This window comes from Pseudoalteromonas sp. SANK 73390, from assembly GCF_054966645.1.
In genome coordinates, this window is sequence record NZ_ARPN01000027.1 from 19449 (window position 1) to 46328 (window position 26880).

General features: G+C 42.1%; 23 protein-coding genes and 1 pseudogene. 13 read left to right on the forward strand and 11 right to left on the reverse strand.

The window, feature by feature from the left end; all coding sequences use genetic code 11:
- The first annotated feature begins 205 nt into the window (after nucleotides 1-205).
- The 8 genes from rpsP to SANK73390_RS02440 all read left to right on the forward strand — a co-directional run bounded on the left by rpsP (nucleotide 206) and on the right by SANK73390_RS02440 (nucleotide 6907).
- Nucleotides 206-454, forward strand: coding sequence for a 30S ribosomal protein S16 (rpsP, locus tag SANK73390_RS02405; protein ID WP_261595296.1), 249 nt, complete (start codon nucleotides 206-208; stop codon nucleotides 452-454).
- 17 nt (nucleotides 455-471) lie between these two features.
- Nucleotides 472-1005, forward strand: a complete 534-nt coding sequence (gene rimM / locus SANK73390_RS02410) for a ribosome maturation factor RimM (protein WP_462763078.1) — start codon at nucleotides 472-474, stop codon at nucleotides 1003-1005.
- Complete coding sequence (gene trmD, locus SANK73390_RS02415) at nucleotides 1005-1772, forward strand: tRNA (guanosine(37)-N1)-methyltransferase TrmD (RefSeq protein WP_261595298.1); 768 nt, start codon at nucleotides 1005-1007, stop codon at nucleotides 1770-1772. The genes rimM and trmD overlap by 1 nt, the downstream gene beginning before the upstream one ends.
- Before the next feature lie 33 nt (nucleotides 1773-1805).
- Nucleotides 1806-2165 (forward strand): 50S ribosomal protein L19, encoded by a 360-nt coding sequence (gene rplS, locus SANK73390_RS02420; RefSeq protein ID WP_261595299.1) that lies wholly within the window; start codon nucleotides 1806-1808, stop codon nucleotides 2163-2165.
- 176 nt (nucleotides 2166-2341) lie between these two features.
- Nucleotides 2342-3481 (forward strand): bifunctional chorismate mutase/prephenate dehydrogenase, encoded by a 1140-nt coding sequence (gene tyrA, locus SANK73390_RS02425; RefSeq protein ID WP_462763083.1) that lies wholly within the window; start codon nucleotides 2342-2344, stop codon nucleotides 3479-3481.
- Between the two features lie 450 nt (nucleotides 3482-3931).
- On the forward strand, nucleotides 3932-4525 hold the full coding sequence (locus SANK73390_RS02430) for a Crp/Fnr family transcriptional regulator (RefSeq protein WP_462763085.1): 594 nt from the start codon (nucleotides 3932-3934) through the stop codon (nucleotides 4523-4525).
- 173 nt (nucleotides 4526-4698) lie between these two features.
- Nucleotides 4699-5130, forward strand: coding sequence for a hydrogenase (locus SANK73390_RS02435; protein WP_462763088.1), 432 nt, complete (start codon nucleotides 4699-4701; stop codon nucleotides 5128-5130).
- Between the two features lie 751 nt (nucleotides 5131-5881).
- The gene (locus SANK73390_RS02440; protein WP_462763090.1) at nucleotides 5882-6907 is read left to right on the forward strand and encodes a phytanoyl-CoA dioxygenase family protein; all 1026 of its coding nucleotides are present in this window, start codon (nucleotides 5882-5884) and stop codon (nucleotides 6905-6907) included.
- Between the two features lie 401 nt (nucleotides 6908-7308).
- Here the strand turns inward: SANK73390_RS02440 and SANK73390_RS02445 are convergent, their stop codons facing one another.
- Entirely contained in the window at nucleotides 7309-8106 is a 798-nt protein-coding gene (locus tag SANK73390_RS02445) for a helix-turn-helix domain-containing protein (protein ID WP_462763093.1), read from the reverse strand.
- A gap of 138 nt (nucleotides 8107-8244) precedes the next feature.
- Here SANK73390_RS02445 and SANK73390_RS02450 point away from each other — a divergent pair, with 138 nt between their 5' ends.
- Nucleotides 8245-8910, forward strand: a complete 666-nt coding sequence (locus tag SANK73390_RS02450; RefSeq protein WP_462763096.1) for a hypothetical protein — start codon at nucleotides 8245-8247, stop codon at nucleotides 8908-8910.
- A 130-nt stretch (nucleotides 8911-9040) separates the two neighbouring features.
- Here the strand turns inward: SANK73390_RS02450 and SANK73390_RS02455 are convergent, their stop codons facing one another.
- From SANK73390_RS02455 to SANK73390_RS02485, 7 genes and pseudogenes are all read right to left on the reverse strand, one after another.
- A complete protein-coding gene (locus SANK73390_RS02455; protein WP_462763098.1) occupies nucleotides 9041-9913 on the reverse strand; it encodes a sugar phosphate isomerase/epimerase family protein in 873 nt (290 codons plus the stop codon).
- A gap of 21 nt (nucleotides 9914-9934) precedes the next feature.
- Entirely contained in the window at nucleotides 9935-10684 is a 750-nt protein-coding gene (locus tag SANK73390_RS02460) for a gluconate 2-dehydrogenase subunit 3 family protein (protein ID WP_462763100.1), read from the reverse strand.
- Nucleotides 10685-12364 carry a GMC family oxidoreductase gene (locus tag SANK73390_RS02465; RefSeq protein ID WP_462763103.1) on the reverse strand — a complete coding sequence of 560 codons (1680 nt, stop codon included), beginning with the start codon at nucleotides 12362-12364 and terminating at the stop codon, nucleotides 10685-10687.
- Between the two features lie 2 nt (nucleotides 12365-12366).
- Nucleotides 12367-13062, reverse strand: a complete 696-nt coding sequence (locus SANK73390_RS02470) for a 3-keto-disaccharide hydrolase (protein ID WP_261593251.1) — start codon at nucleotides 13060-13062, stop codon at nucleotides 12367-12369.
- A gap of 93 nt (nucleotides 13063-13155) precedes the next feature.
- Nucleotides 13156-14374 (reverse strand): annotated as a pseudogene (locus SANK73390_RS02475) (MFS transporter).
- Nucleotides 14375-14388: 14 nt separating this feature from the next.
- The gene (locus SANK73390_RS02480) at nucleotides 14389-15444 is read right to left on the reverse strand and encodes a sugar phosphate isomerase/epimerase family protein (RefSeq protein ID WP_462763107.1); all 1056 of its coding nucleotides are present in this window, start codon (nucleotides 15442-15444) and stop codon (nucleotides 14389-14391) included.
- Between the two features lie 7 nt (nucleotides 15445-15451).
- Complete coding sequence (locus SANK73390_RS02485; protein WP_462763110.1) at nucleotides 15452-16612, reverse strand: Gfo/Idh/MocA family protein; 1161 nt, start codon at nucleotides 16610-16612, stop codon at nucleotides 15452-15454.
- A gap of 157 nt (nucleotides 16613-16769) precedes the next feature.
- Between SANK73390_RS02485 and SANK73390_RS02490 the strand changes: the two genes are divergently transcribed.
- Nucleotides 16770-17498, forward strand: a complete 729-nt coding sequence (locus SANK73390_RS02490; protein WP_462763112.1) for a PAS domain-containing protein — start codon at nucleotides 16770-16772, stop codon at nucleotides 17496-17498.
- Here SANK73390_RS02490 and SANK73390_RS02495 read toward each other — a convergent pair.
- Both SANK73390_RS02495 and SANK73390_RS02500 read right to left on the reverse strand, forming a co-directional pair.
- Nucleotides 17472-18344: a glucosamine kinase nucleotide-binding domain-containing protein gene (locus SANK73390_RS02495; protein WP_462763115.1), complete on the reverse strand. Its 873-nt coding sequence runs from the start codon at nucleotides 18342-18344 to the stop codon at nucleotides 17472-17474. The two genes, SANK73390_RS02490 and SANK73390_RS02495, sit on opposite strands and share 27 nt — an antisense overlap.
- Nucleotides 18337-19098 (reverse strand): copper homeostasis protein CutC, encoded by a 762-nt coding sequence (locus SANK73390_RS02500; protein ID WP_462763117.1) that lies wholly within the window; start codon nucleotides 19096-19098, stop codon nucleotides 18337-18339. The genes SANK73390_RS02495 and SANK73390_RS02500 overlap by 8 nt, the downstream gene beginning before the upstream one ends.
- 392 nt (nucleotides 19099-19490) lie before the next feature.
- Here SANK73390_RS02500 and SANK73390_RS02505 point away from each other — a divergent pair, with 392 nt between their 5' ends.
- The 3 genes from SANK73390_RS02505 to SANK73390_RS02515 all read left to right on the forward strand — a co-directional run bounded on the left by SANK73390_RS02505 (nucleotide 19491) and on the right by SANK73390_RS02515 (nucleotide 25417).
- The gene (locus SANK73390_RS02505; RefSeq protein ID WP_462763119.1) at nucleotides 19491-22475 is read left to right on the forward strand and encodes a TonB-dependent receptor; all 2985 of its coding nucleotides are present in this window, start codon (nucleotides 19491-19493) and stop codon (nucleotides 22473-22475) included.
- Nucleotides 22476-22565: 90 nt separating this feature from the next.
- The gene (locus SANK73390_RS02510; protein ID WP_462763121.1) at nucleotides 22566-24458 is read left to right on the forward strand and encodes a discoidin domain-containing protein; all 1893 of its coding nucleotides are present in this window, start codon (nucleotides 22566-22568) and stop codon (nucleotides 24456-24458) included.
- Complete coding sequence (locus SANK73390_RS02515) at nucleotides 24458-25417, forward strand: discoidin domain-containing protein (RefSeq protein ID WP_462763123.1); 960 nt, start codon at nucleotides 24458-24460, stop codon at nucleotides 25415-25417. Before SANK73390_RS02510 ends, SANK73390_RS02515 begins: the two co-directional genes overlap by 1 nt.
- A 78-nt stretch (nucleotides 25418-25495) precedes the next feature.
- On the opposite strand, the gene SANK73390_RS02520 is transcribed toward SANK73390_RS02515, so the two are convergent.
- Nucleotides 25496-26650, reverse strand: coding sequence for a chorismate mutase (locus tag SANK73390_RS02520; protein WP_462763126.1), 1155 nt, complete (start codon nucleotides 26648-26650; stop codon nucleotides 25496-25498).
- Nucleotides 26651-26880: the final 230 nt, after the last annotated feature.

A 26880-nucleotide genomic window follows, 5' to 3' on the forward strand; every position in this document is an offset into this window, starting at 1 on the left:
CCTCAGTGGGTCTGAGGCGCTTTAGCCGTAAATTTTGCCCATATATCTACTATGCGCAAAGCCAATACGAGTTGAATTCCATTGGCAAAGGCAGAAAACGCAATTGTTACTTGCATTGTTGAAAAAAACTCGTACAATTCCCCAGCTTCCCATAGTGGGAAGTAAATCTTATTAATGAAAACAGTCAATCTATTCAGAGGACGGTATGGTAACTATTCGTTTGCAACGTGGTGGCGCTAAAAAGCGTCCTTTCTATCAAATTGTGGTTGCGGATAGCCGTTTCTCGCGTGACGGTCGTTTCATCGAGAAAGTAGGTTTCTTTAACCCTATTGCTCAAGGTCAAGAAGAAAAAGTTCGTTTAGATTTATCTCGTGTTGAACACTGGGTAGGTCAGGGCGCATCTCTTTCAGATCGCGTAGCTAAGTTAGTTAAAGACGCTCGTAAAGCGGCTTAATAGGCGTAAGTGTAACCATGAGTCAAGAAAACACCACGATTATTGTAGTTGGTAAGCTTGGTGCCCCTTACGGTATTAAGGGCTGGCTTAAGGTACATTCATTTACTGATGATCCCCAAGGGATCTTCGATTTCAGCCCATGGTTGATAGGGCAACAAGGTAAATGGCAAACCCTTGAAGTAAGCGACTGGCGTCGCCACAACAAGGGCTTTATCGCCAAGTTTGCGCAAGTAAACGACAGAGACCAAGCAATGGCTTATACCAATGTGGAAATTTCTGTAGATTCTGCGCAACTGCCAGCGCTTCCCGATGGGGAGTTCTATTGGCGAGATCTCATTGGCATGTCTGTGGTAACCGATAAAGGTTATGACTTAGGACAGGTTGATGACTTGATGGAAACAGGGTCAAATGATGTTTTGGTTGTTAAAGCAAACAAAAAAGACGCATTTGGTCAATCAGAACGCTTAATTCCTTATTTAACTGATTCAGTTATTAAAGACGTTAAGTATGACGAAAGACAAATTATTGTTGATTGGGATCCAGGCTTTTAATGAGTCAGCAAAATCCATTGTGGGTAGGAGTGATTTCACTTTTTCCTGAGATGTTTGATGCAATAACCCAACAAGGCGTTACAGGCCGTGCGGTTAAAAACGGTTTAATCGATTTTAACTGCTGGAATCCGCGGGATTATGCTAAAGATAAGCATAGAACCGTAGATGACAGACCTTACGGTGGTGGTCCTGGCATGCTGATGATGGTACAGCCATTACAGCAAGCAATACTTGCAGCTAAAGCGGCAGCAGGTGAAGGCGCTAAAGTAATTTACATGTCTCCTCAAGGGCGAAAACTAGATCAACAAGGCGCGGCTGAATTAGCTGGGTCTGAAAAATTGATTTTAGTAGCTGGTCGCTATGAAGGTATAGACGAGCGGATCATCGAGTCTCATGTAGACGAAGAGTGGTCCATTGGTGATTTTATTCTCAGCGGTGGTGAACTGCCAGCCATGACGTTAATCGACGCAGTAGCTCGATTAGTGCCAGGGGTGTTAGGACATAACCAATCTGCAGAGCAAGACTCATTTTCGGATGGCTTGTTAGATTGCCCTCACTATACTCGGCCAGAAACATTGGATGACAAACAGGTGCCTGCTGTATTACTCAGCGGAAACCACCAAGAGATAGCCAAATGGCGTACTAAGCAGTCATTAGGCAGAACTTGGTTACGACGTCCAGACTTGTTGCGTAACCTAGCTCTGACTGAGGAGCAAGCGACACTACTCGCTGAATTTCAGCACGAGTACCAAGAAGCTTGTGGCTAGAAGACAGTTACACCTAGGAATGTGAGAAATATAATGGCAAAAGTAAACCAAAATATTATTAAAGCGCTTGAAGAAGAGCAGCTTAAAACAGACGTACCGGCGTTCGGCGCTGGTGATACAGTTGTTGTACAGGTACGTGTAAAAGAGGGTAGCAAAGAGCGTCTACAGGCCTTTGAAGGTGTTGTAATCGCTAAGCGTAATCGTGGTCTACATTCAGCTTTCACTGTTCGTAAAATTTCGAGCGGCGAAGGTGTTGAGCGTGTATTCCAAACACACAGCCCTCTAATCGACAGCATTGCAGTTAAGCGTCGCGGTGCAGTTCGTCGCGCTAAGCTTTACTACTTGCGTGAGCGTTCAGGTAAATCAGCACGTATTAAAGAGAAACTTAACTAATACGCGCGTTTTTTACTACGCTAAAAAAACAGGCCACTCTTTGAGTGGCCTGTTTTGGTTTGTAAACTCATTAATTTCAACTAACATATAACCGCATTTCGCTTTCTTCATTTTAGCTATCTTGATAGACTAGCTGTATCATATTTTTTACTGCTGTAAATTTTGCTTTACACTCTATGGCGAGCATAATGGATTTAAACGAATTAAGACAAGGTATTGATGCGTGTGATACCGAACTAGTTAATTTACTAGCTAAACGCCGCGCATTAACTGAACAAGTGGGTATTATTAAGCAACAAACGGGCGCGCCACTGCATGCGCCAGAGCGCGAAGCTGAACTGATTACATCTCGACGTGAGCAAGCACAGATCCTGAATGTAAACCCAGATCTCGTTGAAGACATTCTTAGGCGTATGATGCGTGAAGCATACGAAAACCAGCAGGGTAAACTGTCATGTGCTGCACCACACTTATCTCCTGTGGTGATTGTAGGGGGTAAAGGGGCGATGGGGCAGCTGTTTGCTAAGCAGTTTGAGCGCTCTGGCTACGAGGTAAGAATTTTAGATAAAAATGAGCAGCCACACGCGAAAGAGATTTTAGCGGATGCCAAGTTAGTGATGATCAGTGTGCCAATCAATGCCATTGAGACTATTGTACAAAACTTACCGCCAATACCTAAAGAGTGTGTTTTAGTTGATATTACCTCGGTAAAACAGCAGCCACTGAAAGTATTGCTAGATAAGCACAGCGGGCCGGTAGTGGGGCTACACCCGATGTTTGGCCCAGATATATCGCATTGGGTGAAACAAACTATTGTGGTGTGTGAAGGGCGTTTTCACGAGCAATGTATAGGATTGTTGCAACAGCTTAATATTTGGGGCAGCCAGTTGGTTGAAATAGACGCTAAAAAGCATGACCAAGCGATGCAAATTATTCAGGTGATGCGCCACTTAACGACCTTCGTATATGGCCAGTTTTTAGCAAAACAATGCCATTCTTTAAAAGAGCTACGCAGCTGCTCATCACCGATTTATCAATTAGAGCTGATGATGGTAGGGCGTTTGTTTGCACAGTCTCCTGAGCTTTACTCCGATATTATGCTTGCGCAATTTAATGATGTAGAAGGGCTATTAGCCAGCTACCAAGATACTTTTGAACAAACCTTAAAAAAGTTACAACAAGGTGATAAAGAGGGACTAATAGGTGCATTCAGTGAAGCAAAAAGTTACTTCTCTGAAAGTGCAAAGCAGTTCTTGTCGCAAAGCCGTGGGTTATTGAATAAAGCCAATGATGCCAAAGTCTTAGATTATGAATAGAGCGCTGTAGGGGTTCTCATTTATAAGGTTTGCTACCCTGAGCTTGTTTTAGAGTCTACCTGAACAATGGGCCTTGCAGCACTTCTTGTTATATTTCGATGTGTAAGGCTCCTTTTTTCTTAGTTAATCTTTGGGGGAGGGGGTATGAACAACACAGCCAATTTAATATTCAATTCAACATTAAAGAAATATTTTAATGGCAAATTCAAACCTGTTCACAAGAAGTTTTTGCTATTTATGAAATTGTAGTATTCCATCAAAACCTTTCTTTTTGAGTTGGTGCGTTCCGGTTGTTGTTTTACTATCACTATTATTTATTGATTCTTTATGCTTTTTTAAAAGTGACTGTCCTTTCAAATTTTTTGCATAAAACAACGACGCAAAAAAGCGCTCAACTTGTTCCGCTGTTTATGCTAATAATTATATTAAAAAACCAACAACTGTAGTTCTATGAAATATTTTAGAAAAATGATTGAGCATTATATTCCTGTCAATGATGATGAGTGGGCTTATGCTTGCGGAATATTTGACATAAAACATGTCAAAAAAGGAACAACAATACATCACGCAGGTGAAGTATTTAGTGAGATATGGTTTATTAAAAGTGGTTTAGCCAGATCATATTTTATTGATATGAATGGCAAAGATCATACTTGGCAACTCTATTTTCGTGGCAAAAGTAAACATGGCTTAAACCACTTTATGGACGATAGTGTCAGCTTTTATGAAAAAACAGGGTCAATGCTTAACTTTGAAATTCTTGAAGATTCAGTTTTTTATGTTGCGTCTCTGGAGGAGCTTGATAAGTTGATATCACAAGAAAAAAAATGGGAGCTTTTAGCGAGAATATGGATACATGGCACCTATTATTCAGCAACATACAAACGTGTCCTTTCGCTCATGTCAGAGACTGCTGCACAAAGATATGATCGTTTACTAGACGAATACCCTTTTATATTTAATCAAGTTAAGTCATACCATATAGCTTCTTATCTCGGTGTCGCTCCCCAGACATTGAGTAAATTAAAAAATGAATCTAGGTGAATGAATTTTAGTATTTCGTTGTTTACCATGTGTTTTTTTCAATGGGGATAAATAATGAGTACTTTTCAAAAATTTAAAAACCAACATGAACAAAGCTATCGGACTTACATTGGTAATGTTTGTAATGTAAGTAGCCCCACGGAGCCTAGCGTTATACATACATGGGGAATATTATGATAGAACTTACACAAATAGGTGCACAACTCATCTTTGTTGGAATTATCTTTTTTCTTGTTGGTTTAATACAAGGTGCATTGATACCAACTGTAAAAAACTCCCGGATGGCTCTTTCTGGTCACTTGACTGCAGTTCAATGTGGAATGGCCTTGGCCATCTTTGGTGTTATCTGGTCGCAGGTTGTGTTGCCTTTATCTTTAGAATTTTTTGTGGCTTATGGCTGTGCACTGGGATTTATACTTATTTGGCTGGGAATAACTATTGCTTCTATAACAGGTGCAAGTAAAGCACTCCCAATTGCAGGCGCTGGGTTTTCAGCAACCGCTGCTTTCGAATTTATGGTTAAGATTATGGTACGTATTGGATCACTACTATCACTAATCGCTTGTACTTTGTTGGTTTTTGGGTTATTGCCAATACTTCAGTAGTCGTAATAGAAGTATAACAAAGCCATCCAACCTCCGTCTGTCTCGCTTTTGCGCCAAGCCCAAAAAGCGTTTTGGTTGTCGTCGGCTGATGGCGGAGCTTTATTAAAAATTATGTATATCTTTCTCATCATTGTTATTACAGTTTTATCTTAACTACTATAGCTTCAGCTAAAGCAACAAAAGAACATCAAAAATTATTGGAGAAAAAGAAAACTTATAGATAGGCACTCAAGTTTGAATTTTGCTTGGTTTGTTTATGTTTTAGGTTCTTCAAAAATTATTTCAAGCTTTAAGAATAAGACGATGGAATTAGCAAGGGGGCGGCAAGTCAATTTGTAGGATGCCAGTGCGCGACAACCGAATTTTGCAGCTTGCTGTTTCTTTTAAATAGAAAAGCACTAAGCGAAATAACGTAAATTAATTAGCGTGGACAGCCACTTAAACTTCATGTACAAGAAAACGGAAAGCTGGTTTTGAAAGAGTCTTTATATAATATTGGTGGGCAAAAATTAAAGGGAATATCATCAATGACCCTCACACATGACAACCGACATTTATTGGTCGCAACAGGGAAGGGCAACTCTGTTATTATTTTTAAACGGCAATAATTTGGTTTACAAAAAGTCAGGTTGCTTGTTTCATTATTTATGAACACACGTTTTTATTGAAAGTAATATTAGTAAAAAGTAAAGCGCAACCCCTTGTGTTCTGATGTATAATTGCCTTGTGTCATTTGCGTTAAGGGAGTTACATGAATAAGCATGACTTGGAGTTGGAGAATCTAGAGGTTGAAAGCGATACTCTAGGCATTTACTTAAAAAAGATTTGGACCGCAGTACATAACCCGCTCTCAGGCCAACCTAATCAGCATACTAAACTTGACTTTTTACTCGAAAAAGCCATTTTTGATTTACTAGGCATAAGCCAAGCGGATGCCGTGAGGGTGCTCTACGAAAATGCGCATTGCTATCAAACTTTTCTATCTCGCCTTGCATACTATGGGAATATAAATGAATTGGCGTTAGCGCGTCTTTACCGTTATCTAAAGCGTGAAGCTCAACCTGATGAAATTCAACAATTAAATGCACAGGTTAAACATATGGATAATGTTTTATGTGAAGATGACATGCTGCACTGGCAAACACATGGTTTTGTTGTAGTTAAACATGCGATTGACCAAGCTATGTGTGACAATGTTATCCACGCCATAGGTGAATATTTGCAAATAGATATAGCCGATAAGCGCCAATGGTATAGTAGTGAAAAGCGTTCAGGAATTATGGTTGAGCTTATTCAGCATGAGGCACTTAACCAAGTGCGTCGTAGTAGGCGAGTTCATAAAGCGTTTAGTCAGCTATGGCATACCGAAGACTTAATTGTGTCTTCAGATCGATGTGGCTTTAACCCGCCCCAAACTACTAACTATCCATTTTCTGGGCCTGACTTGCATTGGGATGTTAACTTTGCAAAGCCTTTAACTTTTGGCACACAGGGCATTATTTATTTGACTGATACAGAACAAGATCAGGGAGCTTTGACCTTAGTACCTGGATTTCATAAGACGTTGCCCCATGAAGTGAGTAAATATCAACTTCAACCTGAACCTGCTAAGTTACATCAGCTCGGTTCAAAACCGATTGCCGCAAACGCGGGAGATATGATTATTTGGCACCACTTCTTACCTCATGGCAGCCGAGCAAATTTAACGGATAAACCTAGAATAGTGCAATATCTAAACATGTCCCCATTTCCGAGTGAACATCTTGAACGTGAGTAACAATCAAAAAACAACTCTTAACATACTGAATTAATTGGCTTATTTAGTTGATTTAACTTTTTAACTAGGATACTTTTCTACATGCCTTTAAAATGTTTTCAATCAAGTTTGCAACTGAGATGGAAGCTAGCCATAGGAGGCAAAAGGGTCAAGCTATTTGTTTCATAACTTATTTAGGAACACACATTTTTATTGAAAAGTAATATGAAGCAATAGGTAGGCTCCTTAAGCTTAAAATGATTTTTTAAGTACCTTCTGAACAACATTAGCAAAAGCCAAAACGCGATACCGTGGGGTTGTAAAAACTTAAAGAGTGCCTGTGAGCTTTCCATAGAATGAGGCATTCATAATTTGAGTTTTCTGCAATTATTAAAGCAGTCATTCACTTAAATGTTTGAATATTAATCCTGTTTTAATCCAACCCTATTTAGGAAAATCGTTCCCATCGCGAACGGTCCTGTTGCATCAGGGTCTTGGTCATAGTGGATCGTCATCCAATAACCATTAGCTGGGCCAGAACGGCCAATTGTTAGCATTGCTGTGCCAATCCATACTTCGCTGTCATTGATATCATGAATTTTATAAATTATCGCGGCACTATCGCCAATATGCAGCCCCTTTGCTGAAAATTTATCTATTCTACTCATATCTGGATCAGCGGTTGATTGCCATTTAACCTCAGCTTCAATAAATATCTCCTCACCCCGAGTAACTGTTTCTACATTCAAAAACTCATACTGATACAGTTTAGAGTGAAAATTTGTTAGATTGGACATTTCACTTGTACTTATATCCTCTCCAGTACCAACAAATCGACCACTATACTCAGTCAGGTTTTGTCTTGACTCAGAAGCTGAAAAGCTCTGAAACAACACATATGCAGTAAGGAAAAAAACAGCAAGAAAGGAAATGAAAAACCAAATAAAAGGGCGGCTTCTCCACTTTGGTACAAAATATTGATTCTGAGTCTCTATAGAGACTATATTTTCATTTGCTTGGCAAAGCGCTTTTATATGTTGAAAGCTGCAGCCTATAAAGTTTGCGATAAGCTCAAGTTCCCTATCAGTGAACGTAGCAGGCTCACGCCATTTTTTATATAATGTCGACTCACCTATTCCCACATTTTTTGCAAAAGCCCGGTTGGTTAAACCAGTCTCTGAGATATATTCCTTTATTCTTATTTCTATTGCGCTTTTCAAAATATATCCTTTATATTCATAATATTAGATGGTTATGGACACCATAAAAGCACAGTGATTTACAATTTTCAACCCTTTGGTTACATTAAAAGCCAATACATAACGGCCCAGAAACAACTAAAATCTAAGGAAATGAAAATGTTGAAGAAAATCATATTACCTATTTTAACATCGGTTGCTTTTAACAGCGCTGCAGGCACTACATATAAAGTTGACACTCATGAGCTTCCGTATAGTTATGAAGTGGTGGATCAGCTCCAATATAAAAGAATGCCAAGCTACCCAGATCCAAAAGCTAGCGATACATGGTGGCTATGCGGCCACGCTGCATTCGCTACGGCCATGAATGTACTGAGAAGCAAGTACGCTGACGATGCTAACCAATTAGAATGGTTTCATACAGAGCTAATGCAATTTTCTTCATATAAAGATTATGTAAATAATCCATATAGAGAAGCATCTGGTGATCACTTGGAGCGGATTGTTAATAATAGAAATGATGGCTTTGCAGTTAGTAAACAAACAAGCACCAGTAGGAATACTATAAAATCTCGATTACACTCAGCACTTACATCAAATGAGACTCAACAGATTATTGCGCTTACAAAATCACGAGGCTTCGGCCATTTTGTGGTGGTACATGAAATTTACTACGATACAAATAGAAGCGATGGTGGCTACGTTAAGTTCGCGGACCCTTATGGCGGTTATGGCAGCCGAACAATGGGCTACACAGAATTTTTAAATGGTATGCGAGATGCGGGAAGCCCTGGTCGCTACTCATTTTGGGTAATGAGTAAATAAGAAAAGCAAAAGAAAATAACCAATGGGGTCAAGTTGCTTGCATCATCACTTATTCAGGAACGTGCGTTCTTATTGAAAAGTAATATGAAGCAATAGGCTTGACCCCTTAAAGTTTATAGCTAGATATAAATCACTTATTCACATATTTTTCAGCAAGTATGCTATCCAAATTGGCTTTTGAGCGTGCAACGCTTTGCAGTGACGAGAGTCCTTTTGGATATTCTTCTTGTTCGAGTATAACCCATTGGGTAGCGCCGTGTTCTTGCATGGTTTGGATAAGTCTATGCCACGGATAGTTGTTTTCACCAATAATCGGGCTTAAACGGTCGCCTTCATGCGTACGAATTTTGATGTGGGTTGAATAGGTTCTGCCAGCATATTTTTTTACATAATCAATAGGCGACTTACCCGCATAGTTAACCCAACCAACGTCTAATTGTAGCGGAAAATCAGCGGGTGTATTTTGTGCAATATAATCCCAAAAAGTTTCGCCTTGGTAGTCGTTAAATTCTTTTTCATGGTTATGATAGCCAATCTGCATATTAAATCGCTTAGCGAGTTGGTGGGCCTCATTTAATTGTGCAACCAACTCAGGTACTTTCTGTGTGTCCCATGCCCGTTTATCCCAAGGTACAATCAGTACCTCAATGCCAAGTGTTTTATAAAACAGGAATGTGTTGGCCGCCTTGCTTGATGTAATGTCATCAAAGCCAATATGAGCACTCGTTGCTACTAAACCAAGCTCAGTGAGCCGTTTTTTCAAGGCGCTGGGGTTGTTGTCATAGTTACCAAAATGGCCTGCAAATTCAACGCCAGTAAAACCCATATTGGCAAGTGCTTGTAATGTGCCGTCAAAATCGTTTTTTAATGTATCTCTAACAGACCAAAGCTGAACGCCAATAGGGATTGGGGTTGCGGTATTTGCTTGACTCTTCGAGGCGCAAAAAAAACACAAAGCGCTAAACAATAGAGTGGTTAAAAGAACAAATTTTATTTTTATCATAGTCATACCTTGATGAATTGTTTAATCTGCGTAAGCGTATTCACTGAGCCCTAATTCTGCCAATACACCATCAAGGTGTGCTTTGGCTTCAATTGTGGGTCCTGGATAGTCACCAGCGATAGGCACATTACCTAAATAGCCGATATCTTTACAGCCTTCAGGTGTACAAAAGTAGGCACCGAGCACTAAATTTTTAAAGCGTAAAAAAGCTTTACCAATTCGTTGAAATTGCGCTGGGGTTTGTTCATTAAAGTAGGCAATGTTATCCATAATGGCTATTTGTTGCACCTTGCTGAGCTTTAAAAATGGGTTTTTATAACGAAGTGTTGCTTCGTCATCTATCCATGCCAGCGCGTGGAGAATGGTGACTCTGTCTTTTTGTTGACCATCATATGGTGCGCTCACCCATTCATCGATAACACTGGGCACCTGAACTTGTGAAGCACTAGGGTTTTGCCCTTCACGGGGTACAATAAAGTCAGCGAGTACGGCGACCAATGATAATTGCGCTTCACTGAGAGTGAGCGGCCATGGTGATTCTGGTGGCATGATTAAGTTTGGATCAGTGCCGTAGCCTTTAGCTGTCACCGGTTTTAGATCAATATCAGGCCAATGTCCTGCACTTGTTACATTGTCGCTAATGACTTTGCTGCAACCTGAACTGAGCGATACCGCAGAGCTTGCTGCTAGCACACCTAGCCATTTGAGTGACTCACGACGGGTCATTCCAGAAGTATATTTATAAGGGTCAATACTATCGGGTGTGTTCATTTATAAGACTCCTTGGTCAATTTGCTCTGCTAGCCAAGTTGAGTTGCGCATCGCTAAGGTCATAATAGTTAAAGTGCAATTTTTATGAGGATTGGAGGCAAATACGCCAGCATCCATTACAAATAAGTTGTCACAATCCCAAGTTTGCCCCCACTGATTGGTGACCGATTCCTTGGCAGAGCTGCCCATTCTAGTGGTGCCGACTTCATGGATGATTTCGCCACCTTTGGAAATAGCCTTTTCAGCAGGAGGTAATTCGCCCACCTTGGCACCCATAGTTTCAAGAATTTGCTTGGCGGTTTTTAGGCCATGCTCAATCTGCTTTAATTCTCTGTCAGACCATTTGAAGTGGAATTTCGCCACAGGGATCCCCCATTTATCTTTGACCTTGTCGTCAATTTCCATATAAGAATCTTTATTAGGTAGCATTTCACCACGCAGCGCAAAGCCCACGTATGATCCATAGGCATCTCGCACTTGTTGTTTGAGTACGCTGCCATAGCCTTGCTTGTCACCCGATACCCCAGAACCCGGTTGCCTAAAACCACTGCTTATTTCAAAGTGGTAGCCTCGCGGAAAGTCGAGTTCACCTTTGGCATGGGCTTTGTGCCCCCACCACGGAATAAACAGATGGTTGGCGGTGTGACCATCTTCGTTATAGCGTGGACGGTTTTTTAGGGCAGGAATTTGTGCCCCCAACCAAGCTCCAGTCGAGTCCATAAGATTACGACCAACCTGACCGCTTGAGTTGGCCAGCCCTTTAGGGTGCTTGTTATGTTTTGAATTAAGTAAGATACGGGCTGATTCACACGCACTGGCGGCTAAAATCACTACGTCGGCATAAATCGTTTGTACCAATGAAGACTTTTTATTTACATAGGTAACGCCTGTTACTTTACCTTCATCATTAACGGTGACTGATTTGACCATGGCATCGGTTATCACCTCTAAATTCCCAGTGGATTTTGCCATTGGCAGCAAAGAAGTCGTGGTTTGAAAGGCGGCACCAATTGAACAGCCATGCCCACAAGGGGTGGCGTAAAAGCACGCAGCTCTATTATCTTTTTTACGTGTTAATACCGCTCTATGCATAGGCACAGCAGCAATGCCCAGCTTTTTTGATGCAGCAGCAACGAGTAACTCAGGGATTCTGGGTGCTGGTGGTGGCTGTAATATGCCTAGTGCTGATGGGGGCATGTCGTCATGGTCTGTATTGGTGCCACAGATACCGACTATATCTTCAGTTTTATCATACCAAGGGGCGATATCTTGATACTCAAAAGGCCAATCGGCACCATGGCCATCGCGGCTTTTACCTTTAAAATCATGTTCACTAAAGCGCAGTGAATATCGGCCCCAGTGGTTAGTTCGCCCACCCAGCATGCGCGCACGCCACCAGTAAAAGTCAGTATTTTCTGCATGAGTGTATGGCTCATTCGGTACTTGCCAGCCACCATCAACCGTTGCGTCATAAAAGCCAAAGTTTTTGTCTTTGTTACCTGCACCCATCAATGGTGCTTCGCTGTTACGGCGAAACATCGGGGTTTCTTTTGTTGGTTCATAATTTCTGCCAGCTTCGAGCAGTAGTACTTTATGACCTAATTTAGTGAGCGTATAGGCCGCCATTGCGCCACCTGCGCCAGATCCCACTACTAAAACCTTATGATCAAATGTTGCCATGGTTATAGCTCCTTAATTTTTATATTTTTAAACCACACTTTATCACCATGATCTTGCAGCCCAATATGGCCTTTCTTACCTTGAGCAAAGCCTTGCCAAGTGGCAAATTTACTATTAGCAACAAGGGTATTCCAGGTACTGCTACCAATCACAATGCTGGTGGTACTCACGCCGTTTTGCCATACTTCAAGGTGGTCATTGTGCATTTTAATGCGCACATGGTTCCATGATAATGCAGGTTTATGTGCACTACTTGGGGCGGCAAATAAATCATAAATTGAGCCTGCTAAATGAGAGTCAATTTTGTTATCTGGGTGTTCTTTGTTATCTAAAATTTGTACTTCTGGTGCATGAGAATATATGGCATTGCCTGTTTCATCAGCCAATACAAAAATGCCGCTGTTGCCTTTTTTAGCTATTTTCCAATTGAGTTGAAGTTCAAAGTTCTGATACATTTTTTTTGTTAAAATATCACCCCCACCGCCTTGGGTGAGTGTCATTGCGCCATTTTTTATTTGCCATTGGCTATTTAGCCCTGTGCTTTTAAAGTTGCGCCACTGCGACATGTCCTTGCCATTAAATAGCAGCTGCCAGCCAGTTTGTTGTTCTTGTTGGCTCAATTGATTGTCTGTGACACTAGCGCTTGCGGTACAACTGACAGCCAATGCCACGGTTAGCATTTTTAGGGTGTTGAGCATAATAGAACCTCATTTGTTCACTATTTACTTGTTGTTATTCATACCAACTTTTAAGTACACTCGAAATAGAGCGTTTAACTAAGCAAGTTGGCGTTACGCATATTTTTCAATGCGCTTATTTTTATTGATATAAAAGTACAGGCCACCAAAGGCGATAATTAGAATGAGTGGAAATATTAAAATATTCTCCAGCACGGCTTGTCCGGCGACGAAATCGGATTGCTGTTGGGTTAAATTAGCCGACTGTGCTGCAAGTTTTGCAGAGTCTATCCAGCCACCAATGATTGGGTTCCACATACTAACTGCAAACATGCCAGCACCGCCCATCAATGACATACCTAAGGCACCAGTTTTGGGGGTATATTCGGCAACACAGCCAAGCATTGTAGGCCAAAAATAGGTCACGCCTAGGGCAAACAATATGGCAGCTACATAAACGGTTGTGCCTTGAGCTTGACTCATCAAGAAAATACCTGAAGTGGCTAACACTGCCGAGCCTAGTAATACCCCAGTCGGGTTAAAGCGATGAATAATTGGCCCTGCAAAGAAACGGCCAAGTGCCATAAGGCCGGTGATTAATGCCAGTATCATCATTGGGGAGGCACCCGATGCTCCCAAAATACGTTCAATCCATTGTTGAGTGCCCAGTTCGGTGGTTGCGGTTAGAGTCATACAACAGACTAAAAATAAATACATTGGCGAGAGTAAGTGCTTGAGGTTGCTCGTGGTGGAGTGTTCTGCTCGGTCAAACTTTGGAAATTGCGCTTTGAGCATCATCATGCCGTAAATGAGTGTAGGTACTAAAATTAACGCCACTTGCCATTGCCAGTTTAATCCATATGCCGTCATTGAGTTAGATGCCAAAGCGCCAATCACAATACCACCGGGAAACCACACATGGAAGCGGTTGAGCATGGTGGTGGTATTTTTTGGATACATTTGAGCGATCAGTGGGTTACAGCCCGCTTCTACCGATCCGTTGGCAAAACCAATTAAAAAAGTCGAAATCAGTAAACCCCAAAAGCCATCCGCGGTAATGGTCAATCCTAATCCTAAAAAAGTGGCATACAAAAGCCAGCCCAACGAGTTTTTTCGCGCCAATGGCGTTGTAAATTGCGCCGCCCAATATTGTTGCCACGGGAAAGCCCAAAAATGCCATGGCATTGACCCAACCAAGTTCTGCACCTGTCAGACCAAACTGCTCGCCTAGTTGTCCTAAAATGCCGGCACGAATAGCAAACGTCATTGACGTTACCACGAGCGCTAAGCAGCATAGTTGGAAAACTGTGCGATTATAATTATTGTTATTCATGGTCAGTGTCCTGTTTATTTTATGCCTAAAATTTGCTTGTTAAGGGCTGAGTCGGTCACACTGGCGGCAAAATCATCAAAGGCTTTATCTGTGGGTTTGATTAAGTGCTGATTAATAAAATCAACGCCTTCCAGTGCGCCTATTTCGGGGTGTTTAATACAACACTCCCACTCTAGTACGGCCCAGCCATCAAAGCCATATTGTGTTAATTTACTGAATATTTGCTTAAAGTCGACCTGACCGTCGCCTAATGAGCGAAATCGTCCAGGGCGTTGTTGCCACGGCTGATATCCACCATACACACCACTGCGCCCATTTGGTGTAAATTCAGCATCTTTGACATGAAATGCTTTGATGCGATCGTGATAGATATCAATAAAGGCCAAGTAATCTAACTGTTGCAGTACAAAATGACTCGGGTCGTAGAGAATATTGGCACGTGGGTGATGGTCAGTCGCGTCTAAAAAACGCTCAAAAGTGACTCCATCGTGCAAATCTTCACCCGGGTGAAGCTCATAACATACATCCACACCCGCTTCATCAAAGCGATTTAAAATAGGCAACCAACGCTTTGCAAGCTCTTCAAATCCTTGTTCAACAAGCCCTTGTGGACGTTGTGGCCATGGGTAAAAAGTATGCCATAGCAGTGCCCCTGAAAAGGTTGCATGACTGGTTAGTCCTAATTTTTCACTGGCGCTGGCTGCTAACATTAGCTGCTCAGTGGCCCATTGTGTTCTGGCTTGTGGTGAACCATGTAGCGCATTGGGCGCAAAACCATCAAACATTTGGTCGTAGGCTGGGTGTACTGCAACTAATTGGCCTTGTAAATGGGTCGATAATTCTGAAATAGTAAGCCCATATTCAGTGGCAATACCCGTTATTTCATCGCAATAATCTTGGCTTTGGGCGGCTGTGTCTAAGTCAAACAATCTAGATTCCCAAGTGGGTATTTGAATACCTTTGTAACCTAGGCTACTTGCCCACTGGCAAATTGCGTTATAGTTGTTAAATGGCGGCTCATCGCTGACAAACTGCGCCAGAAAAATAGCGGGACCTTTGATTTGCTTCATTATTATTTTATCCAATTGTAAAAGGGTGCCACTTAGTGTCTTGTGCACTAGCTACTACCGCGCTTTCTATAAATGCCATACCCCGCACTGCTTCTTTAATACCGGGTACATCAAAATCTTGGTTTTGCACTGCATTATTTTGGCAGTGTGCTTGAATCATCTCGGCGAAATTGAGATAGATATTAGCGAAGGCTTCTAAGTACCCCTCAGGGTGACCTGCAGGTGTGCGCGTGGCTTTACTGGCTGCTGGACATAAGTTGCCAACACCTGTGCGAATAAGTTGTGCAGGGGCATTTTGCTCTCGTAGCCATAAGCTATTAGGCTCCATTTGTGCCCATTCAATGCTGGCCTTTTCGCCATAGATCCTGAGTTTTAAATTGTTCTCTTCACCGACTGCAATTTGGCTGGCCATTAACACGCCTTTTGCACCATTGTTAAAACGCAATAAGACAGTGCCATCATCATCGAGTGTTCGGCCCGCCACGACCGTGTTTAAATCAGCGCACAGCGCGTTAACTTCAAGTCCGCTTACATATTCAGCAAGGTTGGCAGCATGTACACCAATATCACCCATGCAGCAGCTTATACCTGATTTTTTGGCATCTAAACGCCAGCTGGCTTGTTTGCTGGTTTCGTCATTAGTATTGGCAAGCCAACCTTGGCTATATTCAACGACTATTTTTTTCACTGTGCCCAGCGCACCAATGGCAATACGGTGGCGGGCTTCTTTTACCATAGGGTAACCCGTATAAGTTTGAGTTAAGCCATATAAACAATGAGTGTCGCTGAGTTGGTTTTGAAGCATTAAGGCTTGTGCTAAAGTCAGCGTTGCGGGTTTATCACTTAAAACGTGAAAGCCATATTTAATTGCTGCACTGGCGATAGGAAAGTGAAGGTGATTTGGGGTGACAATAGCTACAAACTGCATACGCTGCGATTGTGGTAGTTGAGCCTCTTCGCGAAATAGTGTTTCATAATCATGGTAACAACGACTAGGGTCTAACCCTAACTGCTGGCCAGTAGATAAGCATTTTTTTGGGTAGCGACTAAAAACCCCAGCAACGAGCTCAATTTGCCCATCTAATCGTGCGGCAATGCGGTGTATTGCGCCAATAAATGCGCCTTCGCCACCGCCTACCATTGCCATACGGATTTTGTTGTTATCCATTATTAAGCTCCGAGAGTGATTAAAATCAAATAATCTGATGTTATTGATAATAGGTAACTCAGGTGCATAAGTGATAATATAATATCGGTTGACAATGCAACAAAATCGGCGTTTATAATAAACTTTGCATCTAGTATAAAAGGTCAAAAAAGTACATATGCACGAGCAAACAATACTAAATAAAGCGGGAGTTAATCAGCTTATTGCAGCGTTTGACTTGATCCCTGATATTCTCTTTTGGGTCAAAGACACAGACAGTAAAATTGTTTATGCGAATCAGCATTTCGTAGAGCATCAAGGCTATAAAACCCTTGAGCAAATTTTACTTAAAACCGACTTTGACTTCTCACCCCAGCATTTGGCTTTTCAATATGTTAATGATGACAAAAGAGTAATGGACGGGTTTATGGTGACCGATAGGTTTGAATTAAATCAAACCAGCAGTGGTGACTTAGCTTGGTTTTCTACCTCAAAAAAAGTATTGTTGGATACACAAAATAAAATTATCGGTACTTACGGCGTCACTCGCCACCTGACTAAAACTTCTCAAGCTTTATCTCATGTACGTGCTATTGAAGCGCCGGTTGAATATATCCGTGCGCACTATCATCGTCATATTAGTATTGAGGAACTGGCGCAATTGGCGCATTTGTCAGTAAGTGCCCTAGAGCGCCGTTTTAAAAAGCATCTGGCCAAAACGCCCAATCAGTTTATTAACGAAATAAGGTTAGAAAACGCGCGTAAGTTACTGGTTGAAACCCGCCTTCCTGTTTCGCAGGTGGCTTATCAATGTGGTTTTTCTGAACCGAGCTATTTTAGTAAACAGTTTCGACGCTTATTTGGTGAAATACCATCTCAATTACGCAAAGAATTGACGTCGAGCTAATTGCGTTGCGGCGGCTTCTGGTGTCATAGCAGGTGTCACTAAACTACTTTGGTAGTTGCGGTGTATCCATGATCTAATCGGTACAGCCACGCCACCAATTAGCGCGACTTTATCTACTCCTAAGTCTTGTAATTGTTTTATATAGCGCTCAACAAAATGTGCGGCGCTGCTGAGAATATGCTTAGCGTATGGGTCGTCAGGATAGGTAAATACTAACCTAGCAAATTGTGCAAAGTAGCAAGGTGGCGCATGCAGGGTTAACGCCACTAATTGCTCGGTATGTTGGCATTTTACTTGGTCGAGAAAGGCTTCAATTAGTGCACTGGTAGGAGATAATTTGTCGAGCACTTCAATGGCTGTTTTGACTAAATTTAGCCCAATCCAGCCGCCGCTTGCGCCATCACTGAGCAACAAACCATAGCCGCCAAACTCGTTGCATTGACCATTTTTAAGTAACCCCGCACAAAAACCAGTACCAAGAATTATTACACCCCCATCTTGGCCTTGATGTGCGCCTGCACAAGCAATATGTATATCAGTTGTAAAAGTAAAATCAGCAAACGGGTGTTGCCACTGGGCCATGGTGACTATTGCACTGTGTATGTTAGCCCCTGCAAAGCCGGCATATACGTGAAGGTTTGCCAGCGCATTGGTTGGTAATTGTGCATTTGTCAGCGCTGTCATTGTGGCGTTCAAAACTGATGATTGCGCCTGAGTTGTTGACGTCGCTATGTTGGCAGGGCCGCTTGTTGCTTCTGCTAGTTGTTGTCCATTGCCATTTTCAAGGCGCACTTTACATTTTGTGCCACCGCCATCAATACCTAAAAATAAGGTGTTTTCAGTCATTATTCTTCCTGCTTTGTGGTGAGTTTTTTGCAAGTATGGTCTGAACTTTAGCTGGGCATACCTCACCATTCGTGTTGTGAACACCCGAGTGAGTATGCAGCGACATTGCACCAAACTCACTTAAATGCCAAAGTGCCTGAGCGTTTTGAGTACAGACACCACCACCAATAACGACCTCTATTTGGCCATTGAGTTGTGTCAATAAACGTGTAAGTTGGGCTTGGTTTTGGTATGCACTTTGACCACTTTGCCAACAACCGCCTGCACTTAGAACACGCGTAACGTCGAGCGATATTAAGGTCTCTGTTGCGCGTTGCCAGTGTTTTAGAGCATCAAAAGCACGGTGAAATGTGACTGTAAGCCCTAAAGACTTGGCAGTTAAAATTAATTGCTTAGATGCATGTTCAGCAATATTGCCGTACTTATCCACAAAACCAAGTGCAATGCCAGTTGCCCCGTCTGCTGTGATGCGTTGTAAGTCTAGCTGAAGCTGATAAAGCATGGAACTGTCAATAAAAAAATGACTATCGCTACGTAGCATCACAATACACTCACCAAAGGACGGGAGTTGCCGAGCTACACATTGGATTGCTGCACTAGATGGGCAAAGTCCACCCAGATGTAATGCACTGCATAACTCAATTCTTGTTGCGCCAGATGCAAAAGTAGTGTGTGTATTACGTTTGAGTAAATTAAGGTCATCACTGCTTAAGCAGATTTCCAGTTTTTTACCTAAATTCATTGCTGGGTTCATAGCATATTCTCACATTTGAATAACTTAAGTGTTTTAATTTAAATGATTTAAATAATTAATTATTTCAATTAAGTTTTTAAATTCAAATGATTAAGGTGTTTTAATGTGCTTTTATTAAAAATTAAAGCCAAGTTTTAAAGTGATATAGACTATAAAGGAAATAAAAATAAATTGGACCTTTTTTAAGCTGAACGCCGATTTTGTTTTAGTGTAAACCGAAATTCTATTATCACTTTTTGTGGTGCACTCCTATTCTGAACGAGTATTGGATACCAATTAAACAAAACAATTAACCCTTAAAAGGAAATAAAAACGGGTTGCAACACAGTGATGCGTCATAGCGTGTTAATCGAACTATGACTTTATAAATTATAAAAATACTGGAGATAGGAATGGCCAATAATAATAACAGATGCCATGACAGGGGACCGTCACAGCAATTTCGCAAGTCAGCGTTAATGCTCGCGATGCTTTGTGGTACTCAGTGGGCTATGGCTCAAGAAAATAGCGCTGGGAGCGAACAGGAAATAGAAACCATTGAAGTACGTGGGATCCGGGCCTCAATGGCGGAAAATTTGGCGATTAAGCGGCTTTCTAATGCTATTGTAGATGCTATCACTGCTGAAGACATCGGTAAGTTTCCCGATAAAAATGTGGCGGACTCCTTACAGCGAGTGCCAGGTGTAGTGATATCTCGTAGCGGTGGTGAAGGGGAAAATGTCAGTATCCGTGGTCTTTCTTCTGATCTCACGTTTACTCAGCTTAATGGTAATTTCATTGCCTCTTCTGCTGGTTCTCCTTCTCGTTCATTTAGTTATTCGTTGTTACCTGCAACCATGGTGCAGTCGGTGGAAGTGTTTAAATCATCCGAGGCAAGGTTAGATGAAGGGGGCGTTGGCGGTACGGTGATTTTACATAGTCGCAAGCCTCTGGATATGGAAGCTAACTCCGGGGCGCTTAATATTGAATATACCTATGCGGATGTGACTGAAGAATATGAACCTAACTTTAGTGGCGTGTATTCATGGAAAAATGAACATGAAAACTTAGGACTATTAGTCGGTTACAGCAAGCAAGATAGAACTAACCGCGCATTGGGTGGTGACATGTCTGGTGGAGGTGGTTGGCGTTGGGCTACCAGCTCACAATTACCAGCAACCGACACGAATGGGACAGAAATTGTTGATAGCACACGTCGATTTTCAGCATTAGAAGATGCGTATGGCAATGTATATGACGGCGTGTGGGCACCTCAAGTCGCAGGAGTGGGTATAACGAAAGAGAAACGTGAGCGAGAGGGGTTACAGGTTACTATTCAATGGCGGCCAATGAATGATTTATCCCTGACTATGAATCATTTTCACTTTGAATTGGGACAAAACCGTACCACATCGCAGATGTGGATCCCTGAATGGAAGTATCACCCTAATTATTTAACCGATGTGACGGTTGATGATACGCAAACCATCGTAACAGGGGTGGACTTTACTTCAGGTGCTGGGGGTGTCGAGGGTAATTTAGAATTCCCTTGGTTGATTGGTAGCTATACGGTTGAAAAAGATACTTCTGATACGTATGACCTTGCCATTGAGTATGTGGGTGATGTGTATGAGTTAACAGGTAAGTTTGGCCATACTAGAGCCCACGGGGGCCCATCAGAGTCTTGGAGTGCAGCTTATAAAAGTGGCCAGCCAGCCAGTCGAAGTGCTTCAGGGTTAGTAGAAAATGCAGCGTCATTCGCAGGGTGGCGATTAGGCGATAGAGTCTCGCTTTATGCAGACCCGGCATTATTATCTAACCTGCAAGCTGGTGTCGCGGGCGATCCAGATCCTGGTTCAACGGGGTCAAGTTTTGTTGTCAGCGATTTAGAAGAAGATTATGCACAGTTGGATTTAGACTACCATGTTGACTTCGGTATTATTGATACCTTGCGAGTGGGTGGTAAGTATCGCAAAGCAAACCTACATAGAGAAACCAATAATACTTTTTTTATTACCCAAGCAGGTGCCCAGCAGATAGCCAGTGGTGAGCTAGACCCATTTAGCCAAGGAGCAATTGATAAAGTGTCTTATCAGTGGATTGGTGGTATGCCAGCACTAGAACAGATACTCAATGCAGAGTCTGAGCAAAATATTCCCGGTGGTTTTGAAGTCAATACGATGCCTACAATCAATTGGGATAAATACCGTCAAATTGTCACCAACGACTATGTTAAGCATACCCGCAAAGAGCCTGACTTTGTTTTTGATATTGAGGAGAAAATTACTGCAGCTTATGTGCAAGCCGATTTCTCGTTCAGCGACTTTAGAGGTAATTTGGGGGTGCGCTATGTACAAACCCAAACGCAAATTATGTCATCCGACAAAATCAACTATTTCCTTGATGACATTAATGATGCCACAGAAGAAGATATTTTAGGTAATGAGCGATTGGTTGATGTTGAAACGATGACTGAGCGCACTGTTACCGACACGCAATTATTGCCAAGCCTAAACCTTGTGTGGGATGTCAGTGACAATTTAGTGATGCGTGGCGCACTGGCGAGAACGATGTCGAGACCGCCATTTAATGACATGGGCGCACCTGAACAGTTAACGTTTATCTCTCAAGAGTGGGCTGATGACCGCTTGGAGTTTAGGGGGAACCCGGTAGAGCCAGGTTGGCAGGGCTCAGGTGGCAACAAAGCACTTAAACCATTTGAGTCGACGCAGATGGATTTGTCTGCTGAGTATTACTATGGCAATGGTTCAGCATTGGGAATAGCGGTGTTCAATAAAAAAGTAGACAACTTTATTGTGCCACTGATCATTACCTCAACAAGGCCTTTTGAAGGTTTCACTAACCCGTTTACAGGGGTTGAAATAGTTCCTTCAGGCAACATCACCGTAGCGCCTTTTACAACCAATGCCAATGGTACTAATGCCACTTCTCGTGGTATTGAACTCTTTGCCCAGCATGCTTTTGATAACGGCTTTGGGGTAAATGTGAACTATACCCTGAACGATACCAATCAAGCTGATATTAATGTAGACGGTGAAAAAGTTGGGGAGTCAGCATTAGTGGGCAGTGCCGACAACCAATTTAACTTTTCTGGATATTATGAAAATGAACATTTTAGCGTTCGGGCATCTTATAACCGTCGTGGTGAAACTGCGCTAGGTCTTGCCGACGGTCTTAATGTGTATCAAGAGCCTTACCAACAAGTTGATGTGAATGTGTCTTATAACGTGATGAAAAATCTAATTTTAAGCGCATCGATAATTAATCTAACTAAAGAAGAACCTAGAACATTTTATGGTGATGATTCAAAAGCGAGATTACGCAGTAGTAGTTACACTGGGCAGCGTTATTATGCTGGGCTCACCTATCGGTTTTAATCTAAATAACGTGATTATTTGCACAATATTGAAATAGCAAAGATAGCAAATTCTGAACGCCGTTTTTTGCGCTCAGGAAAAGGGAAAAATATGAAAACGTTAAACAAAATTAAATGCGCAGTATTGATGATTGCACTTATCGGCTTGCTAAGTGCTTGTGGGGGAGGCAGTGATGATCCCAAAGCTGAAAACGTGCCAGTTACGCCTGTTATGACCACTGCCGAAATCTCCGGCTCGCTAGTAAAAGGAACGCTGAGCAATGCAAATATTGCAGTAACAGCATTAAATGGCAGCACAATGACGGTGGAAGAGGGAAACAGTTCAGATCAATCCGGTGAGTTGTTTATAGCGCTTACCAGTAAGGCAGGCTTTGGCATTGACTCAGTTATCAAAGTCACTGCTACTACAGCACAAGGCTCGCAAATGGTGTGTGATGCAAGACAATGTGGTAGCGCCGCAATGGGTGACATGGTTAGTGGCGAGTATATTGCAGGTGTAACACTGTCGACTTTAAGTCATATCGCAGTGCCTTATGGAGCAAGCGCAGATGGCAGTGCAGATGCAACGGTACAACTTAATGTGCTGACTACATTGGCAACTATGCTGATAGAACAACAAGCAGCTGCAGGGCGAAATGTGTCAACTCCGGAATTAATGGCACTTGCACAAGCAGATATGTCGGCATTACTACTGCGAGCAATGGGCTGGCAAGCAGGAAATATTAATGTTTTTACTATGCCAGTAGTGAGTGCTGATGCAATCGCTCATTTTGAGCAAGGTGAAGTATGTACCAGTTCAGAATCTGGTGAACAAAGCTGCGCGATGACTTATATTGAAGAAGATTTACAAAAGCTGTCATTACTTAATTCTGCCTTTGCACACTTTGATACACAAGGGTCATTAAAGGTTATATTGAGCAAAGCGGTGAGTAATCTTAATGATGCTTTAGCACAAGATGAAGCTGCATTGGAGTCATTTAGGCAGCCTATCTATAGTGCAATTGAACTCCACCCATTAACTACGGAGCTTGGCTTGAGTGCCCAAGGCATTATTGACATGTCTTTAGCGTTATTTGACCAGCCGGTATCGAGTGGGCCAATGCGCGAAGTATCCACTGCTGAGATAATCTCACAGGCTACCATCACAGCAAGTAACGCCATAAGTGATGGTGAAAATGCAGCTAAAGCGTTTGATGGCGACTCACAAACCAAGTGGCTAGATCATAATGACTGGCAAGGTCCACCAACAGAGGAAGCTCCCTCTTGGTTGCAGGTAGACTTTGCCAGCGCTCAAGCGATTAATGGTGTGTACATCACCAGTGCCAATGATGCGCCAGCGCGAGACCCTGAAAGTTTTACCTTGCTGGCATCAAATGGTACCGGGGATACGTGGGTTAAACTGGGGGAAGTCGTGGGCGCAGCTTTTGAACAACGTTTTGAGCGACAAGGCTTTATGTTTGCCAATACACAAAAATATACTCGCTATCGCCTTGCGATTACTAAAAACCAAAGTAATGATGGCTTAATGCAAATTGCTGAAATTCAATTTGTTGGCCCTGTGTATGCCAGTGTAGACCATACTGACGTGAATAATACTTTAGTGACAGCCAGCAACAGTATTGGGGAGGCAGAGGATCAAGATAAAGCCGTTGATAATGACCCTACAACTAAGTGGCTAGATCATAATGATTGGCAGGGGCCGCCAACGGAGCAAGCGCCGTCTTGGCTACAAGTTGATTTTAATGACGCAGTGGCAGTTAATCAGCTGGCACTGACCAGCGCCAATGATGCACCGGAACGCGATCCTGAAAACTTTGCGCTGTTTGGCTCAAATGATGAAGGAACAACTTGGCAGCAATTGGGGAGCTGGGTTGGGGAGTCTTTTGATGGTCGTGCTGAGCGTCGAATTTTTGGTATGGCTAATCAACTACCCTATCGTAGTTATCGATTAAGTATCAGTAAAAATAAAACAATGATGGCTTAATGCAAATTGCTGAGATGGAACTGATAGGCCCTGAAGTGTCAAGCCTTGATCATGCAAAAGCATCAGGTGCAACTTATTTAGCCCGATATAGTATTAGCGACAGTGAAGGGGCTGCACAAGCTTTTGATGGTGACGTGAATAGCAAATGGTTAGATCACAATGATTGGCAAGGCCCTCCCACAGAAGAAAACCCTGCTTGGGTGCAAGTAAACCTGCCAACACCGCAGGCGGTTAATACTTTATATATCACCAGTGCGAACGATGCGCCAGCGCGTGACCCCCAGAACTTTCAGTTGTTAGCATCAAACGATGGCGATAACTGGCAATTGTTAGGTACTTGGATGGGGGAGTCATTTGGGCAGCGATTCGAGCGCCGATCATTTGCTGTAAACAATGGTTTAGCCTATTCACACTATCGATTGTCCATCAGTAAAAATGCCAATAATGATGGCTTGTTGCAAATAGCACAGATAGAGCTGGTTGGTCCACAGTATGCATTACAAGACTTGTCTGAATTACTAGGTACTACCTTTAGTGCTCGTGCCAGTATTGGTAATGCAGAAAACCAACAAAAAGCCTTTGATAACGATGTAACCACTAAATGGCTTGATCATAATGAGTGGCAAGGCCCACCAACTACCGATGCGCCATCATGGATTCAAGTTGATTTTAACAGTGCACAAGTTGTTAGTGGCTTAGCTATCACTAGCGCCAATGATGCACCTGCACGCGACCCTGAGAACTTTCAATTATTGGGGTCAAATGATGGTGGTCAAACGTGGGAAGTCGTTGAAAGTTGGATTGGAGAAAGTTGGGATGCACGACAACAAAGGCAGCTATTTACTTTTTCAAATGCGTTCGCCTACTCAAATTATCGATTAAGCATCAGCAAAAACGCCAACAATGATGGGCTAATGCAAATTGCTGAAATAGAATTACTGGGGCTCAAACAAGAATAAGCCACTTGTTTAACTCAGCCAAAAAAGCCAGCGTTTGAGAAGACACTGGCTTGTTCAATGAAGGATGCAATTTAAGGTTTACAATACATCAACTGCTTGCATAGATTCGCTTTGATAACAGCCTAGAATGCGCACATATTGGGTATGGTCTTTTAATTTCTCAAGCGCATTTTGCACATTAGGCATAGCGATATTCGCGATAAGGTCGACGTAGAACACTTCTTCCCAAGGGTTGCCAGGTACTGGGCGTGATTCTAGTTTCACCATATTGATACTATGCTGTTTAAATACCATTAATGCATCAGCTAAAGAACCGACTTGCTGTTTAGTCGCCATAATTAAACTGGTCTTTGTAGGTATTTGGTTAGATACCTGCATAGCCTTTCGTGCAACAACGATGAATCGGCTATGGTTTTCAGTTTGATTTGCCAGTGCTGTTTTTATAACTTCTAAACCAACATCTTTTCCAGCTTGTGCAGAGCCAATTGCAGCGCTATTTGGTGTGTTTAGTGCGCTTTGTAATGCACTTGAGGTTGAATCACAGGTTTCATGGAGCACATCTCCAAGACCTTGGACAAATTTGCTACATTGGGCAAAGGGCTGTGGATGAGCAAAAATTTTCTGAATCTCTTTTAATTGTGTATCTGGGTTGGCTAATAAGCAATGTTCAACGGTGTGCGTTACTTCTCCAATAATTGATACTTGTGCATGTTGGAGTAGGTCAAACACTTCATTGATACTACCAGAGCTGGTATTTTCAATGGGTAATAAACCATAATCAGCTTGGCCTTTCTCTACTTGCTCTGTTATCTGTTCAAAGTTTTGACAGCCCATTTCAATCAGCTTTCCAGGCCGGCGACTAAAATACTTATGGCATGCCAATTGACTGTATGAGCCTGGGCCGCCAAGGTATGCAACACGGTGTGTATCACTTACGGTATCAGGATTAAGGTTTTTTTGAAGCAGTGCTTGTTGATTTAAAACAGAATCTTCTAAGATAGTTTGAAAAACATTGTTGATATAAAAAGCGTCTAAACCTAATGATTTCCCATAGCTAATGAGCTTTTCTAGTAGGATTTGCTCTCGATGCTCGTCTCGAACAGGCTTTTGGTTAGCGATTTTATATTCTAATACGCTAAAGCTTATCCGACGCCGCTTTGCTAGCAATATTAACAATTCAGAATCAATCTCGTTGATATCGCTTCTTAGGGCGTTTAGTGTATTTTCAGTCATAGGTCCTCATTCCCATTGGCAAAAAAAAGCCTCCCGGTTGGGAGGCTTATTTATTTGGTGTTACGCGCAAACAGATAAGCCTCATCAATAAAAGAAGCTAAAAAAGAAAAATAGGTAAGTGCGAGTAACAATTAAATTCATAGTCTTAGTGTTAAATTATAATACTGCACACATTATTAGCATACTTTAAATTAGTTCCACAAGCTTTAGTTTGCCAAATAACAAATTAT

Bases quoted from the DNA above. Each gene is read 5' to 3' on its own strand.
- rpsP (WP_261595296.1), top strand. From the start codon at position 206: ATGGTAACTATTCGTTTGCAACGTGGTGGCGCTAAAAAGCGTCCTTTC.
- rimM (WP_462763078.1), top strand. From the start codon at position 472: ATGAGTCAAGAAAACACCACGATTATTGTAGTTGGTAAGCTTGGTGCC.
- trmD (WP_261595298.1), top strand. From the start codon at position 1,005: ATGAGTCAGCAAAATCCATTGTGGGTAGGAGTGATTTCACTTTTTCCT.
- rplS (WP_261595299.1), top strand. From the start codon at position 1,806: ATGGCAAAAGTAAACCAAAATATTATTAAAGCGCTTGAAGAAGAGCAG.
- tyrA (WP_462763083.1), top strand. From the start codon at position 2,342: ATGGCGAGCATAATGGATTTAAACGAATTAAGACAAGGTATTGATGCG.
- SANK73390_RS02430 (WP_462763085.1), top strand. From the start codon at position 3,932: ATGAAATATTTTAGAAAAATGATTGAGCATTATATTCCTGTCAATGAT.
- SANK73390_RS02435 (WP_462763088.1), top strand. From the start codon at position 4,699: ATGATAGAACTTACACAAATAGGTGCACAACTCATCTTTGTTGGAATT.
- SANK73390_RS02440 (WP_462763090.1), top strand. From the start codon at position 5,882: ATGAATAAGCATGACTTGGAGTTGGAGAATCTAGAGGTTGAAAGCGAT.
- SANK73390_RS02450 (WP_462763096.1), top strand. From the start codon at position 8,245: ATGTTGAAGAAAATCATATTACCTATTTTAACATCGGTTGCTTTTAAC.
- SANK73390_RS02455 (WP_462763098.1), bottom strand. From the start codon at position 9,913: ATGATAAAAATAAAATTTGTTCTTTTAACCACTCTATTGTTTAGCGCT.
- SANK73390_RS02460 (WP_462763100.1), bottom strand. From the start codon at position 10,684: ATGAACACACCCGATAGTATTGACCCTTATAAATATACTTCTGGAATG.
- SANK73390_RS02465 (WP_462763103.1), bottom strand. From the start codon at position 12,364: ATGGCAACATTTGATCATAAGGTTTTAGTAGTGGGATCTGGCGCAGGT.
- SANK73390_RS02470 (WP_261593251.1), bottom strand. From the start codon at position 13,062: ATGCTCAACACCCTAAAAATGCTAACCGTGGCATTGGCTGTCAGTTGT.
- SANK73390_RS02480 (WP_462763107.1), bottom strand. From the start codon at position 15,444: ATGAAGCAAATCAAAGGTCCCGCTATTTTTCTGGCGCAGTTTGTCAGC.
- SANK73390_RS02485 (WP_462763110.1), bottom strand. From the start codon at position 16,612: ATGGATAACAACAAAATCCGTATGGCAATGGTAGGCGGTGGCGAAGGC.
- SANK73390_RS02490 (WP_462763112.1), top strand. From the start codon at position 16,770: ATGCACGAGCAAACAATACTAAATAAAGCGGGAGTTAATCAGCTTATT.
- SANK73390_RS02495 (WP_462763115.1), bottom strand. From the start codon at position 18,344: ATGACTGAAAACACCTTATTTTTAGGTATTGATGGCGGTGGCACAAAA.
- SANK73390_RS02500 (WP_462763117.1), bottom strand. From the start codon at position 19,098: ATGAACCCAGCAATGAATTTAGGTAAAAAACTGGAAATCTGCTTAAGC.
- SANK73390_RS02505 (WP_462763119.1), top strand. From the start codon at position 19,491: ATGGCCAATAATAATAACAGATGCCATGACAGGGGACCGTCACAGCAA.
- SANK73390_RS02510 (WP_462763121.1), top strand. From the start codon at position 22,566: ATGAAAACGTTAAACAAAATTAAATGCGCAGTATTGATGATTGCACTT.
- SANK73390_RS02515 (WP_462763123.1), top strand. From the start codon at position 24,458: ATGCAAATTGCTGAGATGGAACTGATAGGCCCTGAAGTGTCAAGCCTT.
- SANK73390_RS02520 (WP_462763126.1), bottom strand. From the start codon at position 26,650: ATGACTGAAAATACACTAAACGCCCTAAGAAGCGATATCAACGAGATT.